The sequence below is a fragment of the Paenibacillus sp. Marseille-Q9583 genome, from assembly GCF_976954365.1.
The window spans coordinates 34510-59799 of sequence record NZ_CDRJTB010000024.1; the positions used below are offsets into that span (position 1 = coordinate 34510).

19 protein-coding genes are annotated in these 25290 nt (G+C 44.9%); 7 read left to right on the forward strand and 12 right to left on the reverse strand.

Features of this window, described 5'->3' with window-relative positions; genetic code table 11:
• Positions 1–59: 59 nt before the first annotated feature.
• The 3 genes from ACWNM1_RS13425 to ACWNM1_RS13435 all read right to left on the reverse strand — a co-directional run bounded on the left by ACWNM1_RS13425 (position 60) and on the right by ACWNM1_RS13435 (position 4519).
• Positions 60–1919 (reverse strand): ABC transporter ATP-binding protein, encoded by a 1860-nt coding sequence (locus ACWNM1_RS13425; protein WP_449601308.1) that lies wholly within the window; start codon positions 1917–1919, stop codon positions 60–62.
• 5 nt (positions 1920–1924) lie between these two features.
• Positions 1925–3685, reverse strand: a complete 1761-nt coding sequence (locus ACWNM1_RS13430; RefSeq protein ID WP_449601309.1) for an ABC transporter ATP-binding protein — start codon at positions 3683–3685, stop codon at positions 1925–1927.
• A 594-nt stretch (positions 3686–4279) separates the two neighbouring features.
• Complete coding sequence (locus ACWNM1_RS13435) at positions 4280–4519, reverse strand: helix-turn-helix domain-containing protein (RefSeq protein ID WP_449601310.1); 240 nt, start codon at positions 4517–4519, stop codon at positions 4280–4282.
• A 390-nt stretch (positions 4520–4909) separates the two neighbouring features.
• Here ACWNM1_RS13435 and ACWNM1_RS13440 point away from each other — a divergent pair, with 390 nt between their 5' ends.
• Together ACWNM1_RS13440 and ACWNM1_RS13445 are read left to right on the forward strand one after the other, a co-directional pair.
• Positions 4910–5479, forward strand: a complete 570-nt coding sequence (locus tag ACWNM1_RS13440; protein WP_449601311.1) for a PadR family transcriptional regulator — start codon at positions 4910–4912, stop codon at positions 5477–5479.
• Positions 5463–6443, forward strand: coding sequence for a BtrH N-terminal domain-containing protein (locus tag ACWNM1_RS13445; RefSeq protein WP_449601327.1), 981 nt, complete (start codon positions 5463–5465; stop codon positions 6441–6443). The genes ACWNM1_RS13440 and ACWNM1_RS13445 overlap by 17 nt, the downstream gene beginning before the upstream one ends.
• A 519-nt stretch (positions 6444–6962) precedes the next feature.
• On the opposite strand, the gene sufB is transcribed toward ACWNM1_RS13445, so the two are convergent.
• The 7 genes from sufB to ACWNM1_RS13480 all read right to left on the reverse strand — a co-directional run bounded on the left by sufB (position 6963) and on the right by ACWNM1_RS13480 (position 13430).
• Entirely contained in the window at positions 6963–8360 is a 1398-nt protein-coding gene (sufB, locus tag ACWNM1_RS13450; RefSeq protein WP_449601312.1) for a Fe-S cluster assembly protein SufB, read from the reverse strand.
• A gap of 24 nt (positions 8361–8384) precedes the next feature.
• Positions 8385–8816: a Fe-S cluster assembly sulfur transfer protein SufU gene (sufU, locus tag ACWNM1_RS13455; protein WP_036684339.1), complete on the reverse strand. Its 432-nt coding sequence runs from the start codon at positions 8814–8816 to the stop codon at positions 8385–8387.
• A complete protein-coding gene (locus tag ACWNM1_RS13460) occupies positions 8803–10029 on the reverse strand; it encodes a cysteine desulfurase (protein ID WP_449601313.1) in 1227 nt (408 codons plus the stop codon). The genes sufU and ACWNM1_RS13460 overlap by 14 nt, the downstream gene beginning before the upstream one ends.
• Positions 10026–11327 carry a Fe-S cluster assembly protein SufD gene (gene sufD, locus ACWNM1_RS13465; protein WP_042186353.1) on the reverse strand — a complete coding sequence of 434 codons (1302 nt, stop codon included), beginning with the start codon at positions 11325–11327 and terminating at the stop codon, positions 10026–10028. Before sufD ends, ACWNM1_RS13460 begins: the two co-directional genes overlap by 4 nt.
• A gap of 27 nt (positions 11328–11354) precedes the next feature.
• Complete coding sequence (gene sufC / locus ACWNM1_RS13470; RefSeq protein ID WP_042186351.1) at positions 11355–12137, reverse strand: Fe-S cluster assembly ATPase SufC; 783 nt, start codon at positions 12135–12137, stop codon at positions 11355–11357.
• 285 nt (positions 12138–12422) lie between these two features.
• Positions 12423–12884 (reverse strand): Dps family protein, encoded by a 462-nt coding sequence (locus ACWNM1_RS13475; protein WP_449601314.1) that lies wholly within the window; start codon positions 12882–12884, stop codon positions 12423–12425.
• Positions 12885–13127: 243 nt separating this feature from the next.
• Entirely contained in the window at positions 13128–13430 is a 303-nt protein-coding gene (locus tag ACWNM1_RS13480; RefSeq protein WP_042186349.1) for a YunC family protein, read from the reverse strand.
• A gap of 215 nt (positions 13431–13645) precedes the next feature.
• Here ACWNM1_RS13480 and ACWNM1_RS13485 point away from each other — a divergent pair, with 215 nt between their 5' ends.
• Positions 13646–14173 carry a hypothetical protein gene (locus ACWNM1_RS13485; protein ID WP_449601315.1) on the forward strand — a complete coding sequence of 176 codons (528 nt, stop codon included), beginning with the start codon at positions 13646–13648 and terminating at the stop codon, positions 14171–14173.
• Positions 14174–14252: 79 nt separating this feature from the next.
• On the opposite strand, the gene ACWNM1_RS13490 is transcribed toward ACWNM1_RS13485, so the two are convergent.
• Positions 14253–14639: a DUF423 domain-containing protein gene (locus tag ACWNM1_RS13490; protein ID WP_076284185.1), complete on the reverse strand. Its 387-nt coding sequence runs from the start codon at positions 14637–14639 to the stop codon at positions 14253–14255.
• Between the two features lie 169 nt (positions 14640–14808).
• Between ACWNM1_RS13490 and ACWNM1_RS13495 the strand changes: the two genes are divergently transcribed.
• The gene (locus ACWNM1_RS13495) at positions 14809–15270 is read left to right on the forward strand and encodes a hypothetical protein (RefSeq protein ID WP_449601316.1); all 462 of its coding nucleotides are present in this window, start codon (positions 14809–14811) and stop codon (positions 15268–15270) included.
• A gap of 87 nt (positions 15271–15357) precedes the next feature.
• Here the strand turns inward: ACWNM1_RS13495 and ACWNM1_RS13500 are convergent, their stop codons facing one another.
• On the reverse strand, positions 15358–15825 hold the full coding sequence (locus ACWNM1_RS13500; RefSeq protein ID WP_076284187.1) for a hypothetical protein: 468 nt from the start codon (positions 15823–15825) through the stop codon (positions 15358–15360).
• Between the two features lie 204 nt (positions 15826–16029).
• Between ACWNM1_RS13500 and ACWNM1_RS13505 the strand changes: the two genes are divergently transcribed.
• From ACWNM1_RS13505 to ACWNM1_RS13515, 3 genes are all read left to right on the forward strand, one after another.
• The gene (locus ACWNM1_RS13505; RefSeq protein WP_449601317.1) at positions 16030–16674 is read left to right on the forward strand and encodes a methyltransferase domain-containing protein; all 645 of its coding nucleotides are present in this window, start codon (positions 16030–16032) and stop codon (positions 16672–16674) included.
• Positions 16675–16794: 120 nt separating this feature from the next.
• Entirely contained in the window at positions 16795–23532 is a 6738-nt protein-coding gene (locus tag ACWNM1_RS13510; protein WP_449601318.1) for a DUF7507 domain-containing protein, read from the forward strand.
• Positions 23529–25214 (forward strand): hypothetical protein, encoded by a 1686-nt coding sequence (locus ACWNM1_RS13515; protein WP_449601319.1) that lies wholly within the window; start codon positions 23529–23531, stop codon positions 25212–25214. The genes ACWNM1_RS13510 and ACWNM1_RS13515 overlap by 4 nt, the downstream gene beginning before the upstream one ends.
• Positions 25215–25290 lie beyond the last annotated feature (76 nt).

A 25290-nucleotide genomic window follows, 5' to 3' on the forward strand; every position in this document is an offset into this window, starting at 1 on the left:
GATATAAAACAGCCCACTCCTCATTTGCTTTCGCAAGGGGAATGGGCTGTTGTTCTTTGCTATAGAAAGCGGAACTGCGCTTCTATTAATCCGTTATACACACCATCACGTGATGTCAGTTCTCGGTGGGTTCCTTCTTCTTTAATCTCACCATGGTCCAGAACGACTATTTTATCCGCATGGCGAATGGTAGATAGTCTATGGGCGACAATAAAGGAGGTCCTGCCCTGAAGTAAGATTTTGAGTGCCTCTTGAATCTTCAGCTCCGTCTCTGTATCAATACTTGCCGTAGCTTCATCAAGGATCAGAATCCGTGGATTCGCCAATAGTGCACGGGCAAAGGAGAGCAGCTGACGCTGTCCCATGGACAAGGCACTACCACGCTCTTCTACCTCTGTCTCATACCCTCCAGGAAGCTTCATAATAAAGTCATGGGCATCTACTGCTTTCGCGGCATTTTCCACTTCTTCATCGGTAGCATCCAGTCGACCAAATCGGATATTATCGCGAATCGTTCCTGAGAAAATGAAGGTGTCCTGCAGCACGATTCCGATCTGCCTTCTCAGACTATCTAGAGTAACTTCACGGATATCTTCACCGTCAATCGTAATTCTTCCGCTCTTAATATCATAAAACCGGCCAATCAGGTTAATAATCGTGCTTTTCCCCGAGCCAGTATGACCCACTAGCGCGATCGACTGCCCAGCTTTTACATCCAGATCGATGCCCTTTAAAGCGGCCCGACCTTTTTCATATTCAAAAACAACCTTATTAAAGTTAATATCTCCACGAATCGTTCCTAGTGGTTTAGCCCCTGGATTATCTTGAACCGAAGGCTGCTCATCCAAATATTCAAAGATCCGTTCTGAGGAGGCCATCGCTACCAGCAGTTGGTTATACATCTGGCCCAGACGGTTGATCGGGTCCCAGAAGTTGCTGACATACGAACTGAACGCTACCAGCAAACCGACAGTAAGCTCGCCAGATTGGATGAGATACGCCCCTAGCCAAAAGAGGATCATCGTTCCAAAACCACCAGTGATCTCGATCATCGGCCCGAAAGCCTGGTTCATCGCAGATGCTTTATTCCAGGACTTTCTGCTATCTGTATTCATAAAATCGAAATAATTCATGTTTTCACGTTCTTGTGTATAGGCCTGTGTGACTCTGATCCCCTGAATCGATTCGTTCAAGTGAGAATTAATTCTAGAGTTCTTCATCCGCACATCCTGCCAAGCGATCCGAATCTTCTGACGCAGCTTAGTAGAAATAAAGAACATGATCGGAACCGTAACCATTACTGCAAGACCAAGTTTCCAGTTGATCAATAACAGAATAATGGTAATCCCCAAAAGCTGTACACAGTCAATCATCAGATTGACTACCCCGTTCGTGAACAAATCCTGCAGTGAGTTGATATCATTCGTCACACGTACTAATACCGAACCTGCCGGGCGTTTATCGAAGAAGTTAAAAGAGAGCTTCTGAATATGCTTGAACAAGTCAGAACGCAAGTCATAAATGACTCTTTGTCCAATGATGTTCGTGTACTTAATCCGGTACACGCCTGCAATCCATTGAATGAGATATAAGACAATGACGCCTGCCGTAAGCGAATAAAGAAGTGTTAAGCTTGGATTCCCAACCTTAGGCGCTATAGCACGGTCGATAGCTAAACTTGTCAAGAAAGGAACGGTCAGCTTCGTAATGGTTCCGAGAATCATCATGATAGAAACCAGTGGAAGCATCTGTTTGGCGTAAGGCTTCATATAGCTGAATAATCTGGTGAACTGCTTCCAGTCAAACGCTTTGTCGATCACATCATCATCTTTGTACACGAAACGTTCATCAAGTGTCTTCTGCTCGGCTGCTTTACGCTTTGCTCCCGAAGCGGTATTCTGTTTGGCTTCAAGTTTCATATGCCTCACTCCTCCCCTCTTCCGGTAGCTCTGGCCAGATAGTCAGCATATTGTATCCGGTATACATCTTGGTATGGACCCGGAACTTCAATTAGCTCCTGATGAGTACCACGCTGCTGAACATGACCTTCGTTCATGACAATGATCTGATCCGCATGTCGCAAGGAGGATATCCGATGGGCAATTATAAGTGTTGTACGCCCATTCATGACCTCCTGGAATCCCGCTTGAATCTCATGTTCCGTTTCCATATCGACCGCACTTGTCGCATCGTCGAGGATGAGGATACGCGGATTCTTAAGCAGGGCTCTTGCGATCGCAATCCGCTGCTTTTGTCCGCCAGAGAGACCCATCCCGCGTTCACCCACTACAGTGTCATAGCCGTCTGCCATCTCCATAATGAAATCATGCGCCTTTGCCAGCTGTGCAGCACGGATAATCTCCTCCATGCTTACATTTTTCAAGCCATATGAAATGTTATTGCGGATGGATGAGGAGAACAGGAATGTTTCCTGGAATACGGTGGCAATCTGTGACCGCAGGCTACGCACACTGTATTCTCTAATATCAATGCCATCCAGCGTAATACTCCCTTCATTGATATCATAAGCTCGCATCATCAGTTGAGTAATAGTGGATTTACCTGAACCTGTGCCTCCAAGAAATCCGATGATTTCACCTGATTTAGCTTCAAAATGGATGTCAGTAACAGCAGGCATTTTGTTCCCGTACGCAAAGGTGACATGATTAAAGGCAACGTCCCCCTTAACCTCGGAAGGTACCAGTTCACGGGCATCCTCTTTATCCTTGACATCAATTTTTTGATTAAGTACTTCAAGTACACGTTCTCCCGAAGCTTTGGACTGTGTATAGTTATTAATATGAAAGCCTAGACCCCATACCGGTCCAATGATGTACCAAATCAAACTGAAGAAGGCAACCAATTCACCTAGTGACATTTTCCCGTTAATGACGAGTGTACCACCTACGCCTAACAGGATAGCTATACTTACCGATGCTAAAAGCTCCATGACAGGAAAAAATTTACTCCAGAGCTCAGCGGCAAAAATCTGATTATTCTTATAACGTTCATTACGGTGTGAGAATTTCTCAACTTCGTGAGCCTCTCTAGCAAACGATTTGACAGTACGCACACCGGTGATATTCTCCTGTACAGCCGTTGTCAGAGAACTCAGCGCAAGGCGCATCTCTTGAAAGGCCGGATGAATCTTCGACTCAAATCTTAAAGCTACTGCTGCAAGAAATGGCATAGTAACCAAAGTAACCAAAGTTAGCTGCCAATTAATGGTGAACATCATGATAGAACCAAAAAGCACCATAAAAAACACATTAAGCAGCTGAGCAAAACCAAAACCGATAAAGTTTCGGATCGCTTCTAAATCCCCGGTCAGCCGGGACATCAGATCTCCTGTTTTCGCGGTATCATAATAACGGAAAGATAGAAATTGCAATTTCTCATAACAAGCGTTACGTAGCCGGTATGCCAGAAAATTACCTAACCGCCCTCCGTAAAAACCATGTGCAAATTGCAGGCACGCCTTTACGATTACTACTACTAACACACTGAGCGCCAACACAGGCACCTCTTTAAACTTGAGTGGAACAATTACATCATCGATCAGCTTCCTTAACAAATTGGGGGTAATTAGCCCCACTGCAGTTGCGGCGGCCAAGCATACAATCGAAAGAATCAAATAATGCAGTTTCTCCCGGTAATAGCCTCGCAGTTGCCTGAGAACATCCATATCTCTCCTCCTTAAAGCTTTACGAAGTAAAGCTGCTTCGTAAGCATAGACTTAGCTTTACTTCGTAAAGCTATTTTTTAGCGCTTACAATTTTAGTGACTTTAAGCAGTGTATCATCCCTAATTTAAAGCGGCAAAGGGTAGAATTGAGCGTTTATCCTGTTATTTCGGAAAAAAGACCCATATATAGGTGATAAACGACCATCATTGTCTTAAAATACTCGATTTTCCTCCTTAATGCTGTTGAATTAAGAAACATCATGATCCTTGAAGTGATCGGCTACTCAAAAGAAGACCTTTATCAGGCTATTTACATAATTATTGGCACTTTTCCTCAGATCAGGAGAATTATTATCGGTTTCCTAATGAAAATCCATTGTTCAAGTTGTTCAGTTTAAGCCAAAAAAAAGCCTACATCTATTCTATGGGAAAATAAAGATCCATGTAGACCGAACCGTCGATCTCCAATTTCTCTTCCAGCCCGCTTAGCCCATTCTGTGACAAAGCTAATTACCTCATCTTCAGGATTATCACTGACCCTTACCCCACTCACTACCTTCATCGCGCCCAAGCTGCCTATTGTAACTTCACTTAATTAGTCCACTTTAATTCCACCGCGTAATTGGTTTATTTGATCATTTAATAATGGTTTAGGCGGCAAAGCATATCTCACATTTCTGCAGCAACTGGGTAGTTGACCGAACTCCTGCTGAAAAGCTCTACTAAATGATCTTTCTGAGCTATAGCCATAGTCCAGAGCAATGTCTAGAATTCTTCTGCCGTTTATGACATCAACCATCACATAACCCAACCGTCTCCTATGGACATATTCCATTAGGGTGACATCAACCCAAATGCTTCACTTCCTCGTTGCAACGATTAACTGTATTTATAAGCTTTGCTTCCATTCAGGATAGGACATTTCTTGCTGTTTCTAAGAACACTCTCTAAAAATCGTACAAACAGGAAAGAAGAATCTACTGTATCTAACGATTGCAGGAATCTCTTAATTCATTAATAGACCAATATTCCTTATTTCGGATGCTGTGACCTTCAAAAAAATGAATTGTTTCTTATTTATTTCGCCTTTTTGCTTAATACAATTACAACCTTTAAATCCGGCCAGCCGTACGCCCAGCTAGTTATTGATCTTATATTACATACGTGTTATATTACATATGTGATATATTGCATATGTGAAATATTAAAGATGGGAGGTTCCTCTATGTTACTCTCGAATGTCGAATTCATGCTGCTGCAAATGATCGCGGAATGCCGCCAAGCTTCCGGATATGATATCAAGAAGCTAGTCGATCGGCGTGGCTATCGGGATTGGGCGAATATCGGCACGACTTCGATCTACTTAGGACTGAAGAAGCTTAAAGATAAAGGATGGGTTACATCCGAGGAATCCGAAGGAAAATCAGGCAAGGGACCTTTGCCACACCTTTTCTCCCTCACCGAAGCCGGTATGATCGTGCTAAGAAACGAAATCCTGGACAGCCTGTCATCAGCGCGGGAGCGCGACATCCGCTTCGATCTCGGCCTTGCGGCTTTACCTTATATCGGGAAAGACGAGGCCGTGGAAGCTTTGAGGAAACGGTTGGATTTTCTTCAAAAGGCTTCAATAAAAATAAGGAAAAAATACGAATCGCAAGGCGAAGAACAATTACCGCTGAACGTAAGAGCACTGTTCTTGCATCCTATAAGCCTCATCAAGAGTGAAAGAGCGTTCGTTGCCAGTCTAATTAATGAATTATTGGAGGAGACAGGTGAATATGGCCAAAATCATTGAAGGATTCCATCCTTACCAAGGCGAACATTGCGAAACGACTGCCATGGGCAATTTACTGCAATTTGCGGGAGTTCACTTGTCGGAGCCGCTGCTGTTCGGACTCGGGCAAGGGCTCGGATTTATTTACTGGGATTCGAAAAAAATGGACTTTCCGTTCATCGGCGGAAGGGTGAAACCGGATGAATTGACGGCCAACCTCGCCGCCCGGCTGGGTTTAATCGTCAATATTCAAGAAACATCGTCCATCGACAAGGCATGGCAGAACGTACGGAGTTACATCGATCGCGGAATTCCGGTCGGACTAAAGTTGGATTCCTATTACTTAGACTATTTCACGAGCAAAGTGCACTTTGCCGGTCACTATGCGGTTCTTTACGGCATGGACGACGCTTATGCCTACATGGCAGACACTGCACAACAGGGCGGACTGCTGAAGACGAGTTTAACAAGCTTGGTCGCAGCCAGAAATGCAAAAGGGCCCATGAGTTCCCGTAATCGTTCTTTCACACTCGAGCCATTTGATACTATCCCGCCTCTCGTTCAAGCTATACGCGTATCCCTGGCCAAAAATGCGCATGACTATTTGAACCCGCCCATTCGCAATATCGGAAATAAAGGCATTATAAAAATGAGCGATGAAATCCTGAAGTGGCCTTCCCGCAGCAACAATATTGAACATGATTTATGCCTGACCGCAATGCTAATGGAACGTGGTGGAACCGGCGGTGCTTTGTTTCGGAATCTGTATCGGGATTTCCTGAAAGAATGCGCAGATCAGTTGGCAGACCCGAAAATCGAGCAAGCTTACCGCTTGTTTGCGGAAATCGCTCCAATGTGGGTCAGCATATCTGCTTCGATCAACCATGCCGGAAAAACGGGCAGCCACCGGGAGCTGCAGCAGGTATCCAAACTGTTGCTCGAGATTGCGGATAAAGAACGCGCAGCCATGGAGCTTTTATTGTGAATGCAAGCAGTTACGCTGTTTAAAAATCGCAAAGATGAATTCTTGTTCACGATCAATGCAGCCTTACCTTGTATTATAGGCATAGGCATCAACTCAAAAGAAGCATCCTGGCCTAAAAAATGGCTTTATGCATGGTTGGATTGTTGGCCTTGGTTGAATGACTATCGACCTTTCCCTAACCACCACACGAAAAACAATGAACCGGACTGCTATTAAATGGCTTACCATTAGCGCGGTTTTTTTGTTAATCGGTTTTGGAGGATATTTCTTCTATCAATTCCTTCGGAGTGTCCATATTTTTTAGATGTTAAACCTTTAATAAAATTCCGCTTAATTCTAAAGGGCAAATGTAAACATTGGTACAGAATGCAAAGCCTAATCAAAGGTATTTTTGTGTATATGAACCTGTTCCAGTCAGAAAACATCACTCGAAAACAAAAAAATACCCCGTCAACCAATAACTATGGTGACGGGGTATTTCTTATTCACTTATCATGCAGTAAACATCAGCAACAGAAATTAACCGATAGAACCTTCCATTTCGAACTTAATCAAACGGTTCATTTCGACCGCATATTCCATCGGCAGTTCTTTGGTGAACGGTTCGATGAAGCCCATGACGATCATTTGAGTCGCTTCTGCTTCTGTTAAGCCGCGGCTCATCAGATAGAACAATTGCTCCTCAGAAACTTTGGACACCGTTGCTTCGTGCTCAAGAACGATGTTATCGTTCATAATTTCATTGTAAGGAATAGTATCCGAAGTGGATTCATTATCCAAAATGAGCGTATCACATTTGATGTTCGATTTCGCACCTTCTGCTTGACGACCAAAGGAAGCAAGACCACGATAAGTTACTTTACCGCCGTGCTTACTGATCGATTTCGATACAATAGTGGATGTTGTGTCTGGAGCCAAATGGATCATCTTGGCACCTGCATCCTGATGCTGGTTTTTACCCGCTACCGCGATGGACAGTACTGAACCTTTAGCGCCACGGCCTTTAAGAACCACCGCAGGGTACTTCATCGTCAGCTTGGAACCGATGTTGCCATCGACCCATTCCATCGTAGCATTCTCTTCTGCAACCGCACGTTTAGTAACGAGGTTGTAGATGTTAGGAGCCCAGTTCTGGATTGTAGTATAACGAACGCGTGAGTTCTTCATACACAAAATTTCAACAACTGCACTGTGCAGAGAATTCGTGCTGTAGATTGGCGCTGTACAGCCTTCTACATAATGCACGAAGCTATCTTCGTCAGCGAGGATCAAGGTACGCTCAAATTGTCCCATGTTCTCGGAGTTAATACGGAAGTAAGCCTGCAAAGGAACTTCACATTTCACACCTTTTGGAACGTAGATGAAGCTTCCGCCTGACCAAACTGCACTGTTAAGTGCTGCAAATTTATTATCGGTTGGAGGGATTATCGTCCCGAAGAACTTCTTAAGAAGCTCTGGATGTTCACGCAGTGCAGTATCGGTATCTGTAAAAATAACCCCTTGATCTTCAAGGCTCTTCTGCATGCTGTGGTATACAACCTCAGATTCATATTGTGCCGATACGCCGGCGAGGAACTTCTGTTCCGCTTCAGGAATACCCAGCTTATCAAAGGTTTCCTTGATTTCGGAAGGAACTTCTTCCCAAGTTTTCCCTTGTTTCTCGGAAGGTCTTACATAATATTGAATATCCTCAAAATCTAAATCGTCCATATTGCCGCCCCATGTAGGCATCGGCATTTTACGGAACTGTTCAAGGGATTTTAAACGGAAATCAAGCATCCACTGTGGTTCATTTTTGATTGCTGAAATTTCTTTAACAATTTCGGCCGTCAAACCTTTACCAGACTGGAATATCGACTTATGCTCATCACGGAACCCGTATTGGTACTCTTCCATATCAGGCGCTTTCTTAGCCATGGTGTCAGCCTCCTTGTTCTACTGTTATTTATGTTGTTCTTCTTCGTCAATTCCTTTACGAAGCGCGTTCCAAGCCAGTGTTGCGCATTTGATCCGCGCAGGGAATTTATTCACACCCGATAGGGCTTCAATGTCTTCATAATCTCCAAAATCCACGTCTTCACCCTTCATCAATAAGGAGAAGTTATCGGCTAATTCGAGTGCTCGTTCAACCGTTTGTCCTTTGATCGCCTCAGTCATCATCGAAGCCGATGACATACTGATCGAGCAACCTTCACCGTTATAACGGGCATCCTTGACGATTCCATCCTCTACCTTAAGCTGAAGTGTAATACGATCACCACAAGTTGGGTTATTCAGTTCAATTTTCAGAGCATCATCTTCAAATGAACCACGATTCCTAGGACTTTTATAATGATCCATAATTACGCGTCTGTACAAGTCATCCAAGTTCATAGCCGAAGTACTCCTTTGTCTTGATTAAAGCGTCCACCAATCGATCTACATCCTGCTCGGTGTTATACAGGTAAAAGCTCGCACGCGCTGTTGAGCTGGCTTCCAGCCAGCGCATCAGCGGCTGACAGCAGTGATGACCAGCACGGATAGCAATTCCCTCCGCATCTAGTACTGTAGCGACATCATGCGGGTGAACGTCACCCAGATTAAAAGTCACAACGCCAACTTCACGATTGCGCGGACCATAAATGGTCAAGCCATCAATTTCAGATAAACGCTGTTCTGCGTATGCGGCAAGCTTCTTCTCATGGCTGTGAATCTCATCCATGCCAATTTCTTGTAAGAAATCTACGGCTGCACCTAATCCAACAGCTCCTGCAATGATCGGCGTACCGCCCTCAAACTTCCAAGGAAGTTCTTTCCATGTCGATTCATAGAGACCCACATCATCAATCATTTCGCCACCGAACTCAATAGGTTCCATGGCTTCAAGGAGTGCTCTTTTGCCGTACAAAGCCCCAATTCCAGTCGGTGCTAGCATTTTATGTCCGGAAAGTGCATAGAAATCACAATCCAGATCCTGCATATCGACCTTCATATGAGGTGTGCTCTGTGCGCCGTCTACGACAATTACCGCACCGTTTCGATGAGCAATCGCCGCAAGCTCTTTAACCGGATGAGTTACTCCCATAACATTAGATACATAAGCGATAGCAACGATCTTGGTTTTATCCGTAATCGTCTTCTCAGCATCTTCAAGCGTAATCGTTCCGTCAGGTTGCAACGGTATATATTTTAAAGTAGCACCTGTCTTCTTAGCTAGCTGCTGCCAGGGGATCAAATTACTATGATGCTCCATCAGGGTGATGACAATTTCATCGCCTTCACCCACTGCAGATGGCCCGTAAGAAGAGGCAACAAGATTTAGGGCAGTGGTTGTGCCGCGCGTAAAGATGATTTCTTTAGTGCTGCGGGCGTTAATAAACTTAGCTAGCTTCTCCCGGGCTCCCTCGTAGGCATCTGTTGCACGGCTGCCTAGAGTATGGACGCCACGGTGTACGTTGGCGTTATCCCACTCATAATACGACTTGACCGCCTCAATCACTTGACGAGGCTTCTGTGAAGTAGCAGCACTGTCAAGATAGACCAGTGGATGGCCGTTCACATTCTGGTTCAGTATGGGAAATTGCTCCCGGATGACGCTCCCTATCATTGACCTAACTTCCTTTCCACAAGAGATTGGAGCTGATTGCGCAGTCCCTCTAGTGGAATTTGCGACACAACAGGAGCCAAGAAGCCATAGATGATCAGAGTTTCTGCATCATGCCGTGTAATTCCGCGGGACATCAGGTAAAAGACTTGCTCGTGATTGACCTGTCCTACGGAAGCGGCATGGCCTGCTGTAACATCATCTTCATCAATCAGCAGGATCGGATTGGCGTCACCACGGGCTTTTGGACTCAGCATCAATACTTTCTCCGTTTGCTGACCGTCGGCTCTTGTAGCACCCTTCTCGATCTTAGTAATTCCGTTGATGATAGAAGTAGCATTATCACGCATAACCGCACGAGTGATCATGTCACTTGGGGTATTTTTGCCGAAATGCTGAGCTTGAGTTGTGTAATTCAGTTTCTGTGATCCCGTACCTACAGCAATTACTTTAGCATCCGAGCTAGAGCCATTACCTTTGAGCACAGATTTGGTATCACTTGCTGTATCACCATAGTTCATCTCTCCAACAATCCATTCGATCGTTCCGTCATTCTCAACAACAGCGCGGCGGTAAGTCACATCTGTTGTATCCACGCCCAGCTGATGCACTGTAGCATAACGGACTTTAGCACCTGCACCCACGAATACTTCTACAGCACCATTGTGCAAGCCAGCTTCCTCTTTATCCGACACGTAGTTGTCTACGTATGTCAGGGAGCTGTTAGTATCCGCTACAATCAGAATGTGAGGAACAAATGAAGCTTCCGCATCATCTGTTAACAGCACCGCCTGAAGTGGAGTTTCAACCACTACATTCTTAGGAACATAGAGGAATACTCCCCCGTTCCATAGTGCTGCATGAAGCGCAGCGATAGAATGCTCGTCAGGCTGAATCGCCTTATGAAGGTAACGTTGTACCAAATCTCCGTGCTCTTTAACAGCCGTTTGCAGATCGGTAAAAATAACACCTTGTGCTGCAAGTTCAGGAGCTAGTCGTGTATATACTGCACCAGAGTTACGTTGAATAATCAGACTGCCTTCTTCCTGATCCTTGATCAAGGAGGAAATGGAAGCAGGTGCATCCTTCAGTGAAGCAATGGTTTCGCTTGCTTTGTAGCTACCATAATTATTCACATTCCAACGATCAATCCGTGTCTTCTCTAATTTAGGCAGTGTCAGAGTAGCTGCCAGTTCAAGTGCTTTCAAGCGGCTTTCTTTCAGCCAACCCGGTTCGCCGCTACTATGCGATAATTCGCTCAAGCGCTCGGCATCCACCGGAAGAATGGTCTGTGTCGTCATAAGTGTTCTCCTCCTTCCTGGCGTTTCTTACGCGTCTTGCCCTACTGTTTCGTCTTCAATTCCAAGTTCTTCTTTAATCCATTCGTAGCCTTCTGCTTCCAGACGTTGTGCAAGCTCAGGACCACCGGATTTTACAATTCTGCCCTGCATCATAACATGTACAAAATCAGGCTTGATGTAGTTCAAGAGACGTTGATAGTGGGTAATAACCAGGAAACCGCGATCTTCACTCCGCATGGAGTTTACGCCTTCGGCAACAATTTTCAAAGCATCAATATCAAGACCAGAGTCAATTTCGTCCAGAATCACGATTTTTGGATCTAGCATCATCATTTGTAGAATTTCGTTACGTTTCTTCTCACCACCGGAGAAGCCTTCGTTCAGGTAACGGTGTAGGAACTCAGGATTCATGTCCAGTTCTTTCATCTTCGCTTCCATAAGGCGGATAAAACGAATCAAAGAAATTTCGCTTCCCTCTTCACGACGGGCATTAATGGCAGAGCGCAAGAAATCGGAGTTTGTTACTCCGGAAATTTCACTTGGGTACTGCATAGCAAGGAAAAGACCTGCACGTGCGCGTTCATCAACCGCCATCTCCAGTAGATCTTCACCTTCAAGTGTTGCTGTTCCTTCAGTTACTTCATATTTAGGGTGACCCATAAGAGCTGACGCCAAGGTACTTTTACCTGTACCGTTTGGTCCCATGATGGCGTGAATTTCGCCACCTTTCATTTGAAGGTTAATCCCCTTCAAAATCTCTTTTCCCTCAATCGTCGCTTTAAGTCCCTCAATGACAAAATCTGCTGCCATAATATTATTCCCTCCATTGATCGATTTGCGAAATCAAAAGTTGTATTGAAACAGGATGATCCTGATTCCCAGCACAATTAGATTCTATATCACATTATAATTATTATAAATTGAATCACAATGATTATCAATGATTCTCAACAATTTTATAACAAACCCTGTCTTTTTACAAATATCTCTTTTTATTTATCCTTTAATGCACCGCATGTTTCGCTATTTTCCGTAACCACCTAACGCAAAAAATAAGACCTCCCGCAGGAAGCCTTATTTCATATACTTTATCGTTTAGCTAAGGTAGGAACGCAGCATCCATTGATGTTTCTCAAGATCACCACGAATTTTAATAAACATGTCAGAGGTAGGCTGGTCCTTAATTTCCTCAGCAAGCTCAATGCCTTCTGTCAACTCTTCAGAAATAGTAGCGAAGTCTTCAACCAGAGACTGGACCATACCACGTGTATCCTCTTTACCAGTAGCTTCTTGAATCGTTGCCAATTCCAGATATTCTTTCATCGTTGCAGCGGGACTTCCTTTGATGCTTAACAGACGCTCTGCAACTTCATCCATTTGCAGCGTCACTTCATTATATAGATCCTCAAATTTCACGTGAAGAGAGAAGAATTGTTCTCCTTTTACGTACCAATGAAAATTATGGATTTTAACGTACAATACATTCAAGTTAGCAACCTGACGATTCAAAATTTGTTCCAGTGAAGTTGTATTTACTTTATTAGATGCTTTAGCCATGAGATGATCCCATCCTTATCCTTTATATTTACCGGGCTACTTAATCCTTCATCCGGCAGCAACTTGTCTATTCTTAATTTACCCCTTAACATGTAAGACGAAACAAGGAGAACCCTTCCATAAAATCTCTGTTTAAATTATTTAAACTAAAGACGCTCTCTTTTATGTTCAATTACTGATTCTTGCAAAAAAACACAAGAGGCCATTGGCCTCTTGTGTTTTGGATTTTGTAAGATTGTTCAGTCAGACCATGAGAAGTAATGCATCCGCACCCGTCATGCCGGGTACGATACCTAGTCGCTCCGCTTCTATGGTTACCGATTCCAATGGGGCAGCTAACAACTGTGACAGCGTACGTACACCAACCGCCCGGGCTGCGATAATATGCCGATCACTGAGCTTCTCATTGAGCAAACCAACATCCAGCGCACCACACATAATATACCCTCTGCTTGTGCTGATTGAGAGCAGCGTTGTTTTCGGAAGCTTAACTTCTACCCCGATCAGCGTATGTTCACCTACGGTAATGGGCTCCATAGTAACCAATAGCAGCACCTCCTTTATTCACAAACCACGATGTATATGTATGCTTCACCCCCTGCTGATGTGCAGTTCGTAGTCCTAGGCTTTTCGTAAAAAACACAGTACCTTGGTCCCATTTTCTCTAGTGTCAGGTATATGATTATTACTTGTTTAATGTTATAGTTTATTTACATTCTTATAATTGTAAAGAAATGTTCAAACGAAAAGCTGGGAGATCTATGGACGAGAAACTACAACACACAGACGGCAACTATTTATTTAATGTCGACATCCTGATTAATGCCCGTACCAACCCGCTTGCATTGCAATATCTGCTTGAAATGTTGAACAATAATGACAAAATCACAGATTTCAACATTAACTCCGGTCTTGAATTGGGGAGAACCATTGACAGCTTGCTTCGTTCTGCCAAACTAGCCTTGAATCAAAGCTCTGCTCCTCCAACTTCATTTAAGCTGCCACCAAAGACCACTAAAAAGCAGCTCGATAAACCGATTGATAAACAGGCAGAGTTGCCTGCACAGCAGTCAGCTATTGAGACGCCAGCTGATGCATACGGGAAAATTCGACAGTATATTCAGAACAACCAATTAGTACGTTTACGAGCGAATCGGTACGGGAAACAAGTGTCCATGCCCTGTCGTATTTTAAATTTTGATGAAGCAGCCAACTCTATTAGTGTCTATCACGTGGATGAGAAACAGGTATACAGCTTTAATTTAAATGAGATCGACGAATTTCTGTAAACGTATACGTTACAGATAAATAAGCATCCGCCCCTTTATGGAACGGATGCTTATTTATCAACTTCTGTAACTTGATTGCTTAGGATGCCTCTTTGCTGCGTGAGAATGCTTCCACAGCCAAACATAACCACCCTGCTATGAAGCATACACCACCAATAGGTGTAATCGCTCCAAGCACCTTAATCCCGGAAATGCTCAGTACATACAAGCTACCAGAGAATAAAATTGTCCCTGCTATTAATAGCCTTCCTGCCCAGCGTAACCGGGTACTTTCTCCCCATTGACCTACAGCCAGTGCTATCAGAATTACACCCAGCGCATGTACCAAATGATACTGTACACCCGTCTCATATACCTTCATATATTCTTCGCTAATAACAGGTTTTAATAAATGAGCGCCAAAAGCGCCTACTCCTACTGCCAGCATTGCTAGCACAGCCCCCCAGGCCATAAGTTTCCGTTGCATGCGATTACAACTCCTTAATATTAGACTTCTTCTATCATAAACGATTACCGATTGCTTTTTCCAGCAGCCATTTACGAATTAGCCACAATCAGGGGTTGCTTTTTTAGCATCAATATGAAAAAGTGGATATTAACAACATTTCATTCTTATCTCTCAAGGAGTGCAACCTATGGACTTTAATTCTCTCTCAAAATCTGACGCGCCTACAGCAGAGGTAGGAAATGCCCAACCTGATCTGAGTCAGCCAAGTGCTGGTTCGTCGTATTCGTACCAGAAAGTAGATCATGACCTTCAACACTCTGGACCTGGTATTGCTTCTTTCATCATCAGCCTCGTGACCATAATGGGTTATGCAGCTCTCTTCGTCTTCATTATTATGAAGGCTTCTTCCATGGTTAATGAGAACTCGAATCTATTAGCCGAATCATCGCAGTCCATCATGCTTCTTGGAATGACTGTTATAATTCTTTCAGCTCTTAATGTAATTGGTGTTGTCATCGGCATTATTGGGCTTTCCATCCGGAAGAGACGTAAGGTTTTCGGCGTTATAGGCACTATCATCAACGGTGTGATTATCCTACTCTTTATGCTGCTTATTACTATTTTCTTAGTTAATGCCGGGACGCTATAACGTTCATTTCTAATTCCAAGACAAAAGGGCTGTTCCTGAAATCAATCAGGAGCAGCCCTTTTGTTATTCATAAATGATAGCGTTTCTTTATTTTGCAAGTGACAGCTTCGAAAGTACACGCTGTTTAACTGTAGCATCGCCTTCCACTGCTTTTTCAACATATTCAAAAGCTACAGGATCATCCGTATTTAACTTCTCAATAACGCTCTCCATACCAGCTGTGATCTCAAAAGCCGTAGGACCTTCTTTGGTCTCAATCTCAACAGAATGACTATCTATTTGGCCGACGTAAACGCCTGTTCCTTTAAGAATTTTAGCTTCTGGATTTGCAGTAGGTTTGGGTGCGGGAGTACTTGGATTCTCTGTTGGTGCAGTGGTACTTGTACCTTCTGTAGGTACGGGTGTGCTTGTGGTCTCCTCTGTTGGCACTGGAGAAGCTGTTGCACTTGGTTCTGCAGATGGCTGTGCTGAATTATTAGTAGCACCGCAAGCGGTTAGGGCTAGCGTTAATGCTGCGATTGCAGCTATAGCGGGTAAGGAACGTTGTTTTTTCATGTTGACTGCCTCCTCTATGTTTAGCGGTTGTTTGCAAAGTCATTTTCTATAAGCCTACTCCTATAAACGTATCAACTCTGCTAAGGTTTCATAATACGTTATTTTTAGTAACTTCCAGTCTTTAATAGGCATCCGCCGGATGCAGGCTTAAGCCGGATTAATACAATAGTGTTGAGCCTGATTTATCCCTAAGGAGTGGTCCCCTTGAGAATCGATATCGGCTGCGGATCCAGTAAAGAAGCAGGTTATCTCGGGATCGATCGTATCGCGGGTCCCAACGTAGATATTGTCTGTGACATTAGCCAAGGCATCCCTTTGCCGGACAATACCGCCGAGTTTGTAATGGCTAGTCGTGTATTACCTTATATCGACGATTTATCCGCGGTTATGTCGGAAATTCACAGAATTAGCACCCACAAAGCCATTGTTTGTATACTGGCCCCGTATGCCCACAGTTTTGTTCATATGTCCAATCCTTCCTTTAAGCAGAAGTTTGATGAATATACTCCGAGGTATTTCACAGGATCCTTTTTCCAGCCCCCGTCCGGTCCAGTATGCCCATCGATTCCTGACTATCCCATCCCGGTGCCGCCGTTCGATTATCGATTGCTGCGGATGGAGCTTTTCTATCAATACCCTTATGAAGATCCTCTTTATGAAACAGAAGAACTAGAAATACTAAAGACGCTTCAAGCCAATGTTGTGCATGAAATCATGTACCACTTCACCGTAATCAAAGAAGATATTTCTATTCATGAGCTGGAATTGATGAGTAGAGGGCTTTACGCTGAACCGCGTGTTCTTATGAAACGCAGGCTAAAATCACACGATAGACAAAATTTCCTATAATTTATTGATGGGACATACAATTATACCCGATTTGACTCATAGGCTAACATACAGGTATTAACTGTGCCGTCCTGATTATGGGACGGTTCAGTTTTTTGAAACTAATGAACCTCGAAGGAGGTGAGAATCATTCCACTAGTCGTACGGGCAACGATCAATGCGACCGGTGCTATCACATTTACGGGCAATACACTTGGGCTTAGTCGCTCTGATACAGTCGGAGTACCTGGGACACAGGACAGCATCGGTGGCTTTACCACTGTCAATACATCGTCTATTTTTGGCACCTATCCTAGCGGAACGACTAGTCTTTATACAAGCAATAGTTCAGCAGCCATACTGGTCCTTCCGTCAGGTAGCACAGTGCTGTATGCAGAGCTGATATGGGGCGGTACTTATATTAACGGAACTGTGAATCTCAGTGCGGCCATAAACAATCCAGTCACCTTAATTACGCCTACCGGAAGTACGTTCAGCATTACTCCCGATGCAGCGACTAGTAATACTGTTGATTTGGGAAATGGCGCATCGGCGTATGTTCGTTCTGCCAATGTCACCAGCATTATTTCGCAAGGCGGCGCAGGGACCTACACCACTGGCGGTGTAGTTGGCACGATCGTTATTCCTAGTGATTCCACAGCTAATCATGCGGGCTGGACACTCGGTGTAATCTATCAAAATACATCCTTGCCCTTCCGTAATATGTCCTTACGGGCAGGCGCAATACTTGTACAGGCAAATTCTGCACCAGTCTCTACTACAATAACAGGCTTTGCAACTCCAATTACAGGTGCACTTGGAGGCAGGGCACTATTTAGCGCACAGGAAGGTGATGCGAATCGTTCGGGAGACCAGGCATTGTTCGGGCCTACATCAGCTACGCTTGTAGCTTTATCAGGACCCAATAACTTTGCCAACAACTTCTTCGCTTCACAGATTAACAACGATCTAGGTGTACTGGATACCACTGGAACATTCGGAAATCGCAATCAAACAAACGGAAATCCAGGCACCAACATCATCGGTGGCCGACAAGGCTGGGACATTACTAATGTTGACGTGTCAGCCAGACTTACAAATAATCAGTCTTCAGCGATTTTACAATTAACTACCTCTGGTGACGCTTATGTGCTTAATGGAAATGCCATACAAGTAGATATAAATGCACCCAAAATAAACCTTACTAAAAGTGCCAATGTGTCCGGGCCAATAGTCGGGGATACGGTAACTTACACTGTAATTGTCAATAATACTGGTACAGCGAGTGCAGCTAGCGTCGTTTTATCAGATGCGCTGCCAGCAGGAACAACCTTTGTTACCGGAAGCGTTGTAGTGGCCGGCGTCGCAAGACCAACCTTTGATATTACAGCAGGAATCTCTCTAGGTTCATTAGCTTTGGGTACTTCAATAACGGTTACATATCAAGCCAAAGTTACTTCATTACCACCAAGTCCGCAAAATATCGCGAATACCGCAAATGCTGCCTTTACGTTTCAAAGTGTAGCAGGAGGCCCTATCATGACCGGGGTCATTCCATCCAACACTGTAACTTTACCCGTATATTCACCCGTTCTTAACATTGTAAAATCAGCCAACACTGCAAATGCGACCGTCGGAAATCAAATCACATATACGCTTCAAATCACCAACACCGGAAACATCGGTGCGCTAACGACACTTACGGATAACATTCCTACAGGAAGCTCTTATGTTGCTGGTAGTTTCACCGTCAATGGAACACCAGTCGCTGGAAATCCTGCTACAGGTATTGCTATTGGAACGATAGCTGCTGGAGGTAGTTCTACCGTTCAATTCCGTGTATTAGTGAACAGCCTTCCGTCCCCTCCACAACTGGTCGATCAAGCAAGCGCCGCTTATACCTTTCAGGTTCCAGATGGACGAATTATTGCTGGATCAGCCTCGTCCAATACATTGTCTATTCCCGTTAGACTCCCAAATGTTGCCGTGGTTAAAAGTGCAGGTTTGGCCGATGTCGCCGTCGGCGATACACTCCTATATACCTCTGTAATCACCAACAACGGAATCGAAGCAGTTACTAGCGTCACCCTTACAGACACCATTCCCGCAGGGACTTCGCTGGTTACGGGAAGTGTTACCGTTGCGGGGACGTCACAACCCTCTGCAAATCCAGGAACAGGGATTACTGTGGGTTCAATCGCTGCGGGAAGTTCAGTTGCCGTCACCTTTCAAGTCAGTGTTACCTCTTTACCTAGTCCAGCACAGCTATTAAACAAGTCTACGGCATCCTACAGTTCAGGGGTCTTTACTGGCATTTCGCTTTCCAACACGACTACGACCCCGGTATACCAACCCATCATTCAAATTGTCAAAAGCTCGAACACCGCTAGTGCAACAGTAGGCGGTAATATTCTTTATACATTAAATGTTCAGAACTCTGGAAACATTGGGGCAACCGTAACCTTAACCGACAATATTCCCTCAGGCGCATCCTTTGTATCGGGTAGCGTAACCGTCAATGGAGTCACACGACCCACTGACTCTCCACTTACGGGTATTAATCTAGGTACAGTAGCCATAGGAACGGTTGTGCCCGTAACATTTCTTGTCTCTGTGCAATCTTTGCCTTCACCACCTGTTCTGAACAATCAAGGCAGCAGCAGCTACACCTACCAACTACCAAGCGGTAGATCCTTATCCGGAACTAGCCAATCAAACACCGTTAGCATCCCAGTCTCCGCTCCAAATATTACGCTAACCAAATCCGCAAGCCTTGCTGATGTCACAGTCGGCGAGAATCTGACTTACACAGTCCAAGTGTCCAACACAAGCAGCGTAGCTGTGAATAACGTTGTCGTCTCTGACCCCATTCCTACGGGAGGCACTTTTGTAGCAGGCAGCGTTATTGTTGGCGGTTCATCGGTACCAGCCGCAAATCCAGGTACAGGAATATCTATCGGTAGTATTGCGGCTGGCAGCTCTATTACAGTCTCTTTTAGAGTGAATGTTTCTTCTTTACCAAATCCATCACAATTTACAAACAGAGCTAGTGCATCTTTCTCATCCGGTGCCTTCACTGGTTCTTCACTTTCGAACACGGTAGTAACCCCTGTGTATCAACCTATTATTAGTATGGTCAAAAGCGCGAATACCGCTCAGGCATCCGTAGGAGGATCTTTGTCTTTCTCGATTCTCATCAGCAATACCGGGAATATTTCAACCACTCTACTATTAACTGATAATCTTCCACCCCAAGCTTTATTTAACGCGAACAGTATAATCATCGGGGGAACACCTTTACCCGGATATAATCCAGTAACCGGAATCCCTGTAGGCCCATTGGCACCAGGTGACAGCGTATCTGTGAGCTTTCTGGTCACGATAACAGCGTTACCTCCTTCACAGATGTTACTGAACTCCGCTTCGGCAACATATAGCTTCACCCTCCCGGACGGGCGTCAACTCGGAGGAAATGTAGTATCAAATACGCTCTCTGTCCCTGTATCCGCACCTAATGTCAGTGTCGTAAAAAGTGTGAATGCAGCTACTGCCGTTACAGGCGATATCCTTACATTCACCTCTGTTTTGACGAACAACAGTATAGCTACAGTAAGTAACATCATTCTCAGCGATCCTCTGCCTGAGAATGCAGCTTTTATTCCCGGAACCGTAATTGTAAACGGCATTACCCAGCCGCTAGCAGTTCCGTCCGCCGGCATTCTAATCGGTAGTCTAGGACCAGGCGCCACAGCTACCGTAACATTCGAGGTGAGGATAACGATGCCGATACCATCACAGATTAATAATCAGTCATCCGTCAGTTTTACATCCGGTGTATTCTCCGGTTCTTCTTCATCAAATATTACTAGTACACCAGTCATTCAACCACAGATCTCCTTAGTAAAAAGTGCCGTAGATGGAGACGGTGATTTCGATGCCCTAGTTGTAGGTGATACGGTCATCTACACAGTTGTCGTAAGCAATACTGGTAATCTTGCTGCAAATGTAACCCTAACCGATAACATTCCAGTCGGAACTACCTTCAATCCTAATAGTGTTATCGTCGGTGGAATGCCACAACCAGGTGCAGCTCCAGATACCGGCATCGCTGTAGGAAATGTCGCACCGGGTACCAGTATCCCTGTTAGCTTCTCTGTTAATATCGTTTCCCTGCCAACACCGCAACAAATCGTCAATCAAGCTTCTGCAAGCTTCACCTTTACTCCACCCGACGGTAGGCCCTTAAGCGGAACTGCTGTGTCTAATACTGTCACACTACAGGTCTCGGCTCCTAATATCGTAGTAGTCAAAAGCTCAACCTCAACTTCCGTAGCGATCGGAGATACAGTTACTTATAACGTAAATATTACCAATAACGGTTTAGACGCTGTTAATAGCGTGTTACTTAATGACCCCACGCCAGCAGGCGCTGCTTTCGTAGCGGGTAGCGTATCTGTAAATGGAGTGCCTTTTCCAAACCTGAATCCCTCTACCGGGATTTCTATTGGTACCCTGGCACCCGGATTTTCAGCACTAGTTGCTTACAGTGTTACTGTGACCTCTGTTCCTCCTGCTGCTACACTCATCAATAAAGCATCCGTAACCTTTACATCAGGTGTTTTTTCCGGCTCGACTTTTTCCAATACCGTTACCATCCCTGTCTACCAGCCGAACATCTCTGTTGTCAAAACAGCAAGTACGAATAACGCCACTACAGGTGACGCTGTAAGCTATACCCTGACCGTGAGTAACACGGGGAATTATCCCGCAAGTTTGTTAGTGACAGATAACATTCCAGCCGGTACTACCTTCGTTCCGAATAGTGTGCTCATTAATGGACTACCCTTAGCGCAAGCAGATCCTTCTACGGGTATTCCAGCTGGAGTTATTGCACCCGGTGCTACAACTGCGATAATATTCACCGTTGATATCACTTCACTCCCCACTCCTCAGCAGCTGGTCAATCAGGGTACAGTAGCGTATAGCTTCACTTTGCCTGACGGACGTACACTTGGTGGTTCAATCTTATCTAATACTGTTACAATCCCCGTCTCTTCACCAAATCTAGCTGTAGTAAAATCTACACCTACCACATCTACTACAGTGGGAGACACGATAACCTACACAGTTACGATTACCAATAACGGAATTGAAACGGTGAATAACGCCGTTTTCACAGACGCCCTTCCTGCGGGTACTACATTTGTATCAGGCAGCGTGCTAGTGGATGGTCTACCTCGTGCGGGGGGCAGCCCTGCCACGGGGGTAACCTTGGGCAGCATTGCACCAGGTGTAACCGTAACTGTAGCCTTCACGGTGAATACAGTCTCATTGCCACCTTCAGGTCTACTAAATAACCAGTCAACCGTTAGCTTCACCTCAGGGGTACTCAATAATGTAGCCTTTTCTAACATTGTGTCAACGCCTATTTATTTACCGATTCTAGCCGCAGCAAAAAGCTCCAATACAGTTCAAGCGACCGTCGGTGATACCATAACCTATACAATTAACGTAACCAACACAGGGAATTACGGGGCTTTGGCTACGCTGAGTGATACCATCCCTTCCGGAACGACATTTGTGCCTAATAGCGTACTTATTCAAGGCGCTCCGGCTCCGGGAGCAGATCCAGCGGCTGGCATTCCACTCGGTGTTATATCCGCAGGTGCAACACTATCTGTTATGTTCTCAGTACTCATTTCAACACTGCCAGCAAGCCAGCAACTAATTAACCAAGCTTCGGTAGCATTTGCTTACACCTTGCCTGATGGGCGGACGTTTAACAGTTCGATCAATTCCAATTCGACAACGATTTCGGTATCCTCACCGAATGTGATCGTAACTAAGTCTTCACCAGCTACAGATGCTGTTGTTGGTGATACTATTACCTACAACATGACGGTTACCAATAGTGGAATAGCCAACATCAACAACGTAAATATTAGTGATCCAATACCCGCGGGATCTACATTTGTCACTGGGAGTGTGCTCGTTGATGGTATTCCACATCTTAATGCCAATCCTGCGAATGGTATCTCATTGGGCACAATTGCACCGGGCGTTACGGTCAATATCTCGTTTAGCACTATCGTCAATGTACTGCCTAATCCTGCAACGCTAACTGATCAAGCATCCGTCAGCTTCACATCTGGAGCCTTCTCGGGATCTTCCTTCTCTAATACGCTTGTTATTCCGGTATATCAGCCTATCATTGTAGTTGTCAAAGGGGCAGACAGAACCGCCGCAACTGTCGGAGATACGATTACTTACTCCTTGAATGTGACGAATACTGGTAACCTCATAGCAAATGTAGTTATCACCGATACCATCCCTAATGGAGCTGTCTTTGTTCCAAACAGCGTGCTAGTTAACGGAGTGCCACAACCAGGCTCCGACCCGTCTAATGGATTAAATATTGGAGCAGTTGCTCCGGGAAGCACAGTAACAGTGACCATAACCCTGCAGGTTACAGTAGCCTCCCTCCCGTCACCGCAGCAGTTAGTCAATCAGGCTTCAGCAACTTTCTCATTTACACCACCAGATGGTCGTCTGCTCACCGGAACTTCTCTTTCAAATGTCCTAATAATCCCTGTCTCTTCTCCGGATGTAAGTGTCGTTAAGAGCACTACTTCTATTGATGCTGTTGTCGGCGATATCATCACCTATACGATTGTTGTTACCAATTTAGGGATTTCACCAGTCAATAACGTCATCATGGTTGACCCTATCCCAGCAGGCAGCCAGTTTGTAACAGGCAGCATCACTGTAGACGGAACCCCACGACCTAATGGCAGCCCGGCTTCCGGTATAGCCATCGGCACTATTGCTGCCGGTGCTTCTTCAACCATCACCTTCCAGGTTAAGGTAGTAGCGTTATGATTCCCGGCTCACGCACCCAGCCTGTCGTAACCAATCAATCTATGGTACTCTTCAACTCGGCAGCGGGTGTTGACGGCATTGTCTATTCCAATACCGTTAACACCCCGGTCGTGGGCCCGGTACTTTCATTGCTGAAGAGTACAGATAAACTCCATGCCTCTTTAGGTGACACCCTCGTGTATACCATTACAGCTTCTAATAATGGAAACACAGAAGCTGTGCTAACGGTGTATGACATTCTTCCAGAGGGTGTTTCCTTTATTTCCAACAGTGTGCTAAGAGACGGTGTGCCTCTTCCAGGGGCTACACCGTCTTCGGGCATACCGCTAGGTTCTATTGCTCCGCAGAGTCAAGTGAGCATCGCTTTTCAAGTCGTTATTGTTTCACTACCTTCTTCACTAGTCCTGCAAAATAAAGCGCTAGGCCGTTTTTCTTTTGCCACACCAGAGGGAAGAATCGTTAACGGAGATTTATATTCTAATTCCGTACTAGTTTCTCTACGCTCCTACCAGCTCTCTACCTCGTTGACTGCAAGCACTCCGACTTCTTTTATAGGTGATGTAGTCACCTATACATTGCGGCTTACGAACGAAGGTAATAGCCTATTAAACCAAATCATCGCAACGATTTCTATTCCTAACGGATCTGTGTTCATTCCAGGGAGTGTCATTGCAGGTGGAATCTATTATCCAGAATCAGATCCTACCCAAGGAATAGTACTCGGTCAACTTGATAAAGACCTAAGCATTGATGTTACCTTTCGCGTCCGAGTTACAGAGATCCCTCCATCCTTGGACCTGACTAATCGTGCAGTTGTCACTTATACCGTCGATGACGATTCCAATACGACCGAGAGTAACACAGTCGTAGTCTCACTTGTTCAGGCAGGCGTCACCATCAGCAAGAGAGTAGATCATGTTACAGCAGCTCCAGGTGACAACCTAAGATATGAGCTAACGATAACTAACAACAGGAACTTGGCCGTAAATGCGGTCCTGACGGATGCTATCCCTTCCGGTACTCTTTTCGTATGGGATAGTGTTCTTTTAAACGGAGTGATGCAAAAAGGGGCCCGTCCTGCAGATGGCATTCAGCTTGGTACTTTAAGAGGCGGAACTTCAGCGGTCGTGGTCTTTCAAGTGAGTATACCTGCAGCCATAAACATTCATGCAATCGCAGCTGTACAAAACCATGGCAGTGTTCAGTATACATTTGTGCTGCCAGACGGACGGACAGTAAGACAAACTTCTCGTTCTAATACAGTTACTACCTTAGTAGTGACACCTGTCATTTCACTCGAAATCCATGCAAAGCCTACCCTAGTCGAAGCAGGAGAGCGAGTCGAATGCTGGATCTCACTAACGAATAGCGGGAATTGGCCTGCGGAAGTCTCTCTAAATCGGCTAACTCCGGAAAAATGCCTTCTTGATCCCAGCAGCATTGTAATTGATGGGATTCCAAATCCACAATCTTCCTTTAACGGTATCTTGTCGCTAGGGACAGTCAAAGCTGCTGCCACTGTAAACATCCATTATTTTGTCCGGGTAAGTGAACATGTACTGGGTCGTTTCCTTAAAGGATTAGTAACCGCTCAATATTTCTTCAATCTTGATGGACGTGAATACACTGGCGCGAGCCAGTCGAACAGTTATATATTGACCGTGGAAGAGATCAGTGAATAAGAAATCACATATCCCCCATCCCCATGAATATACTTTAGTTACAACCCCAAAACATAAATATTTATATTCCATGGGA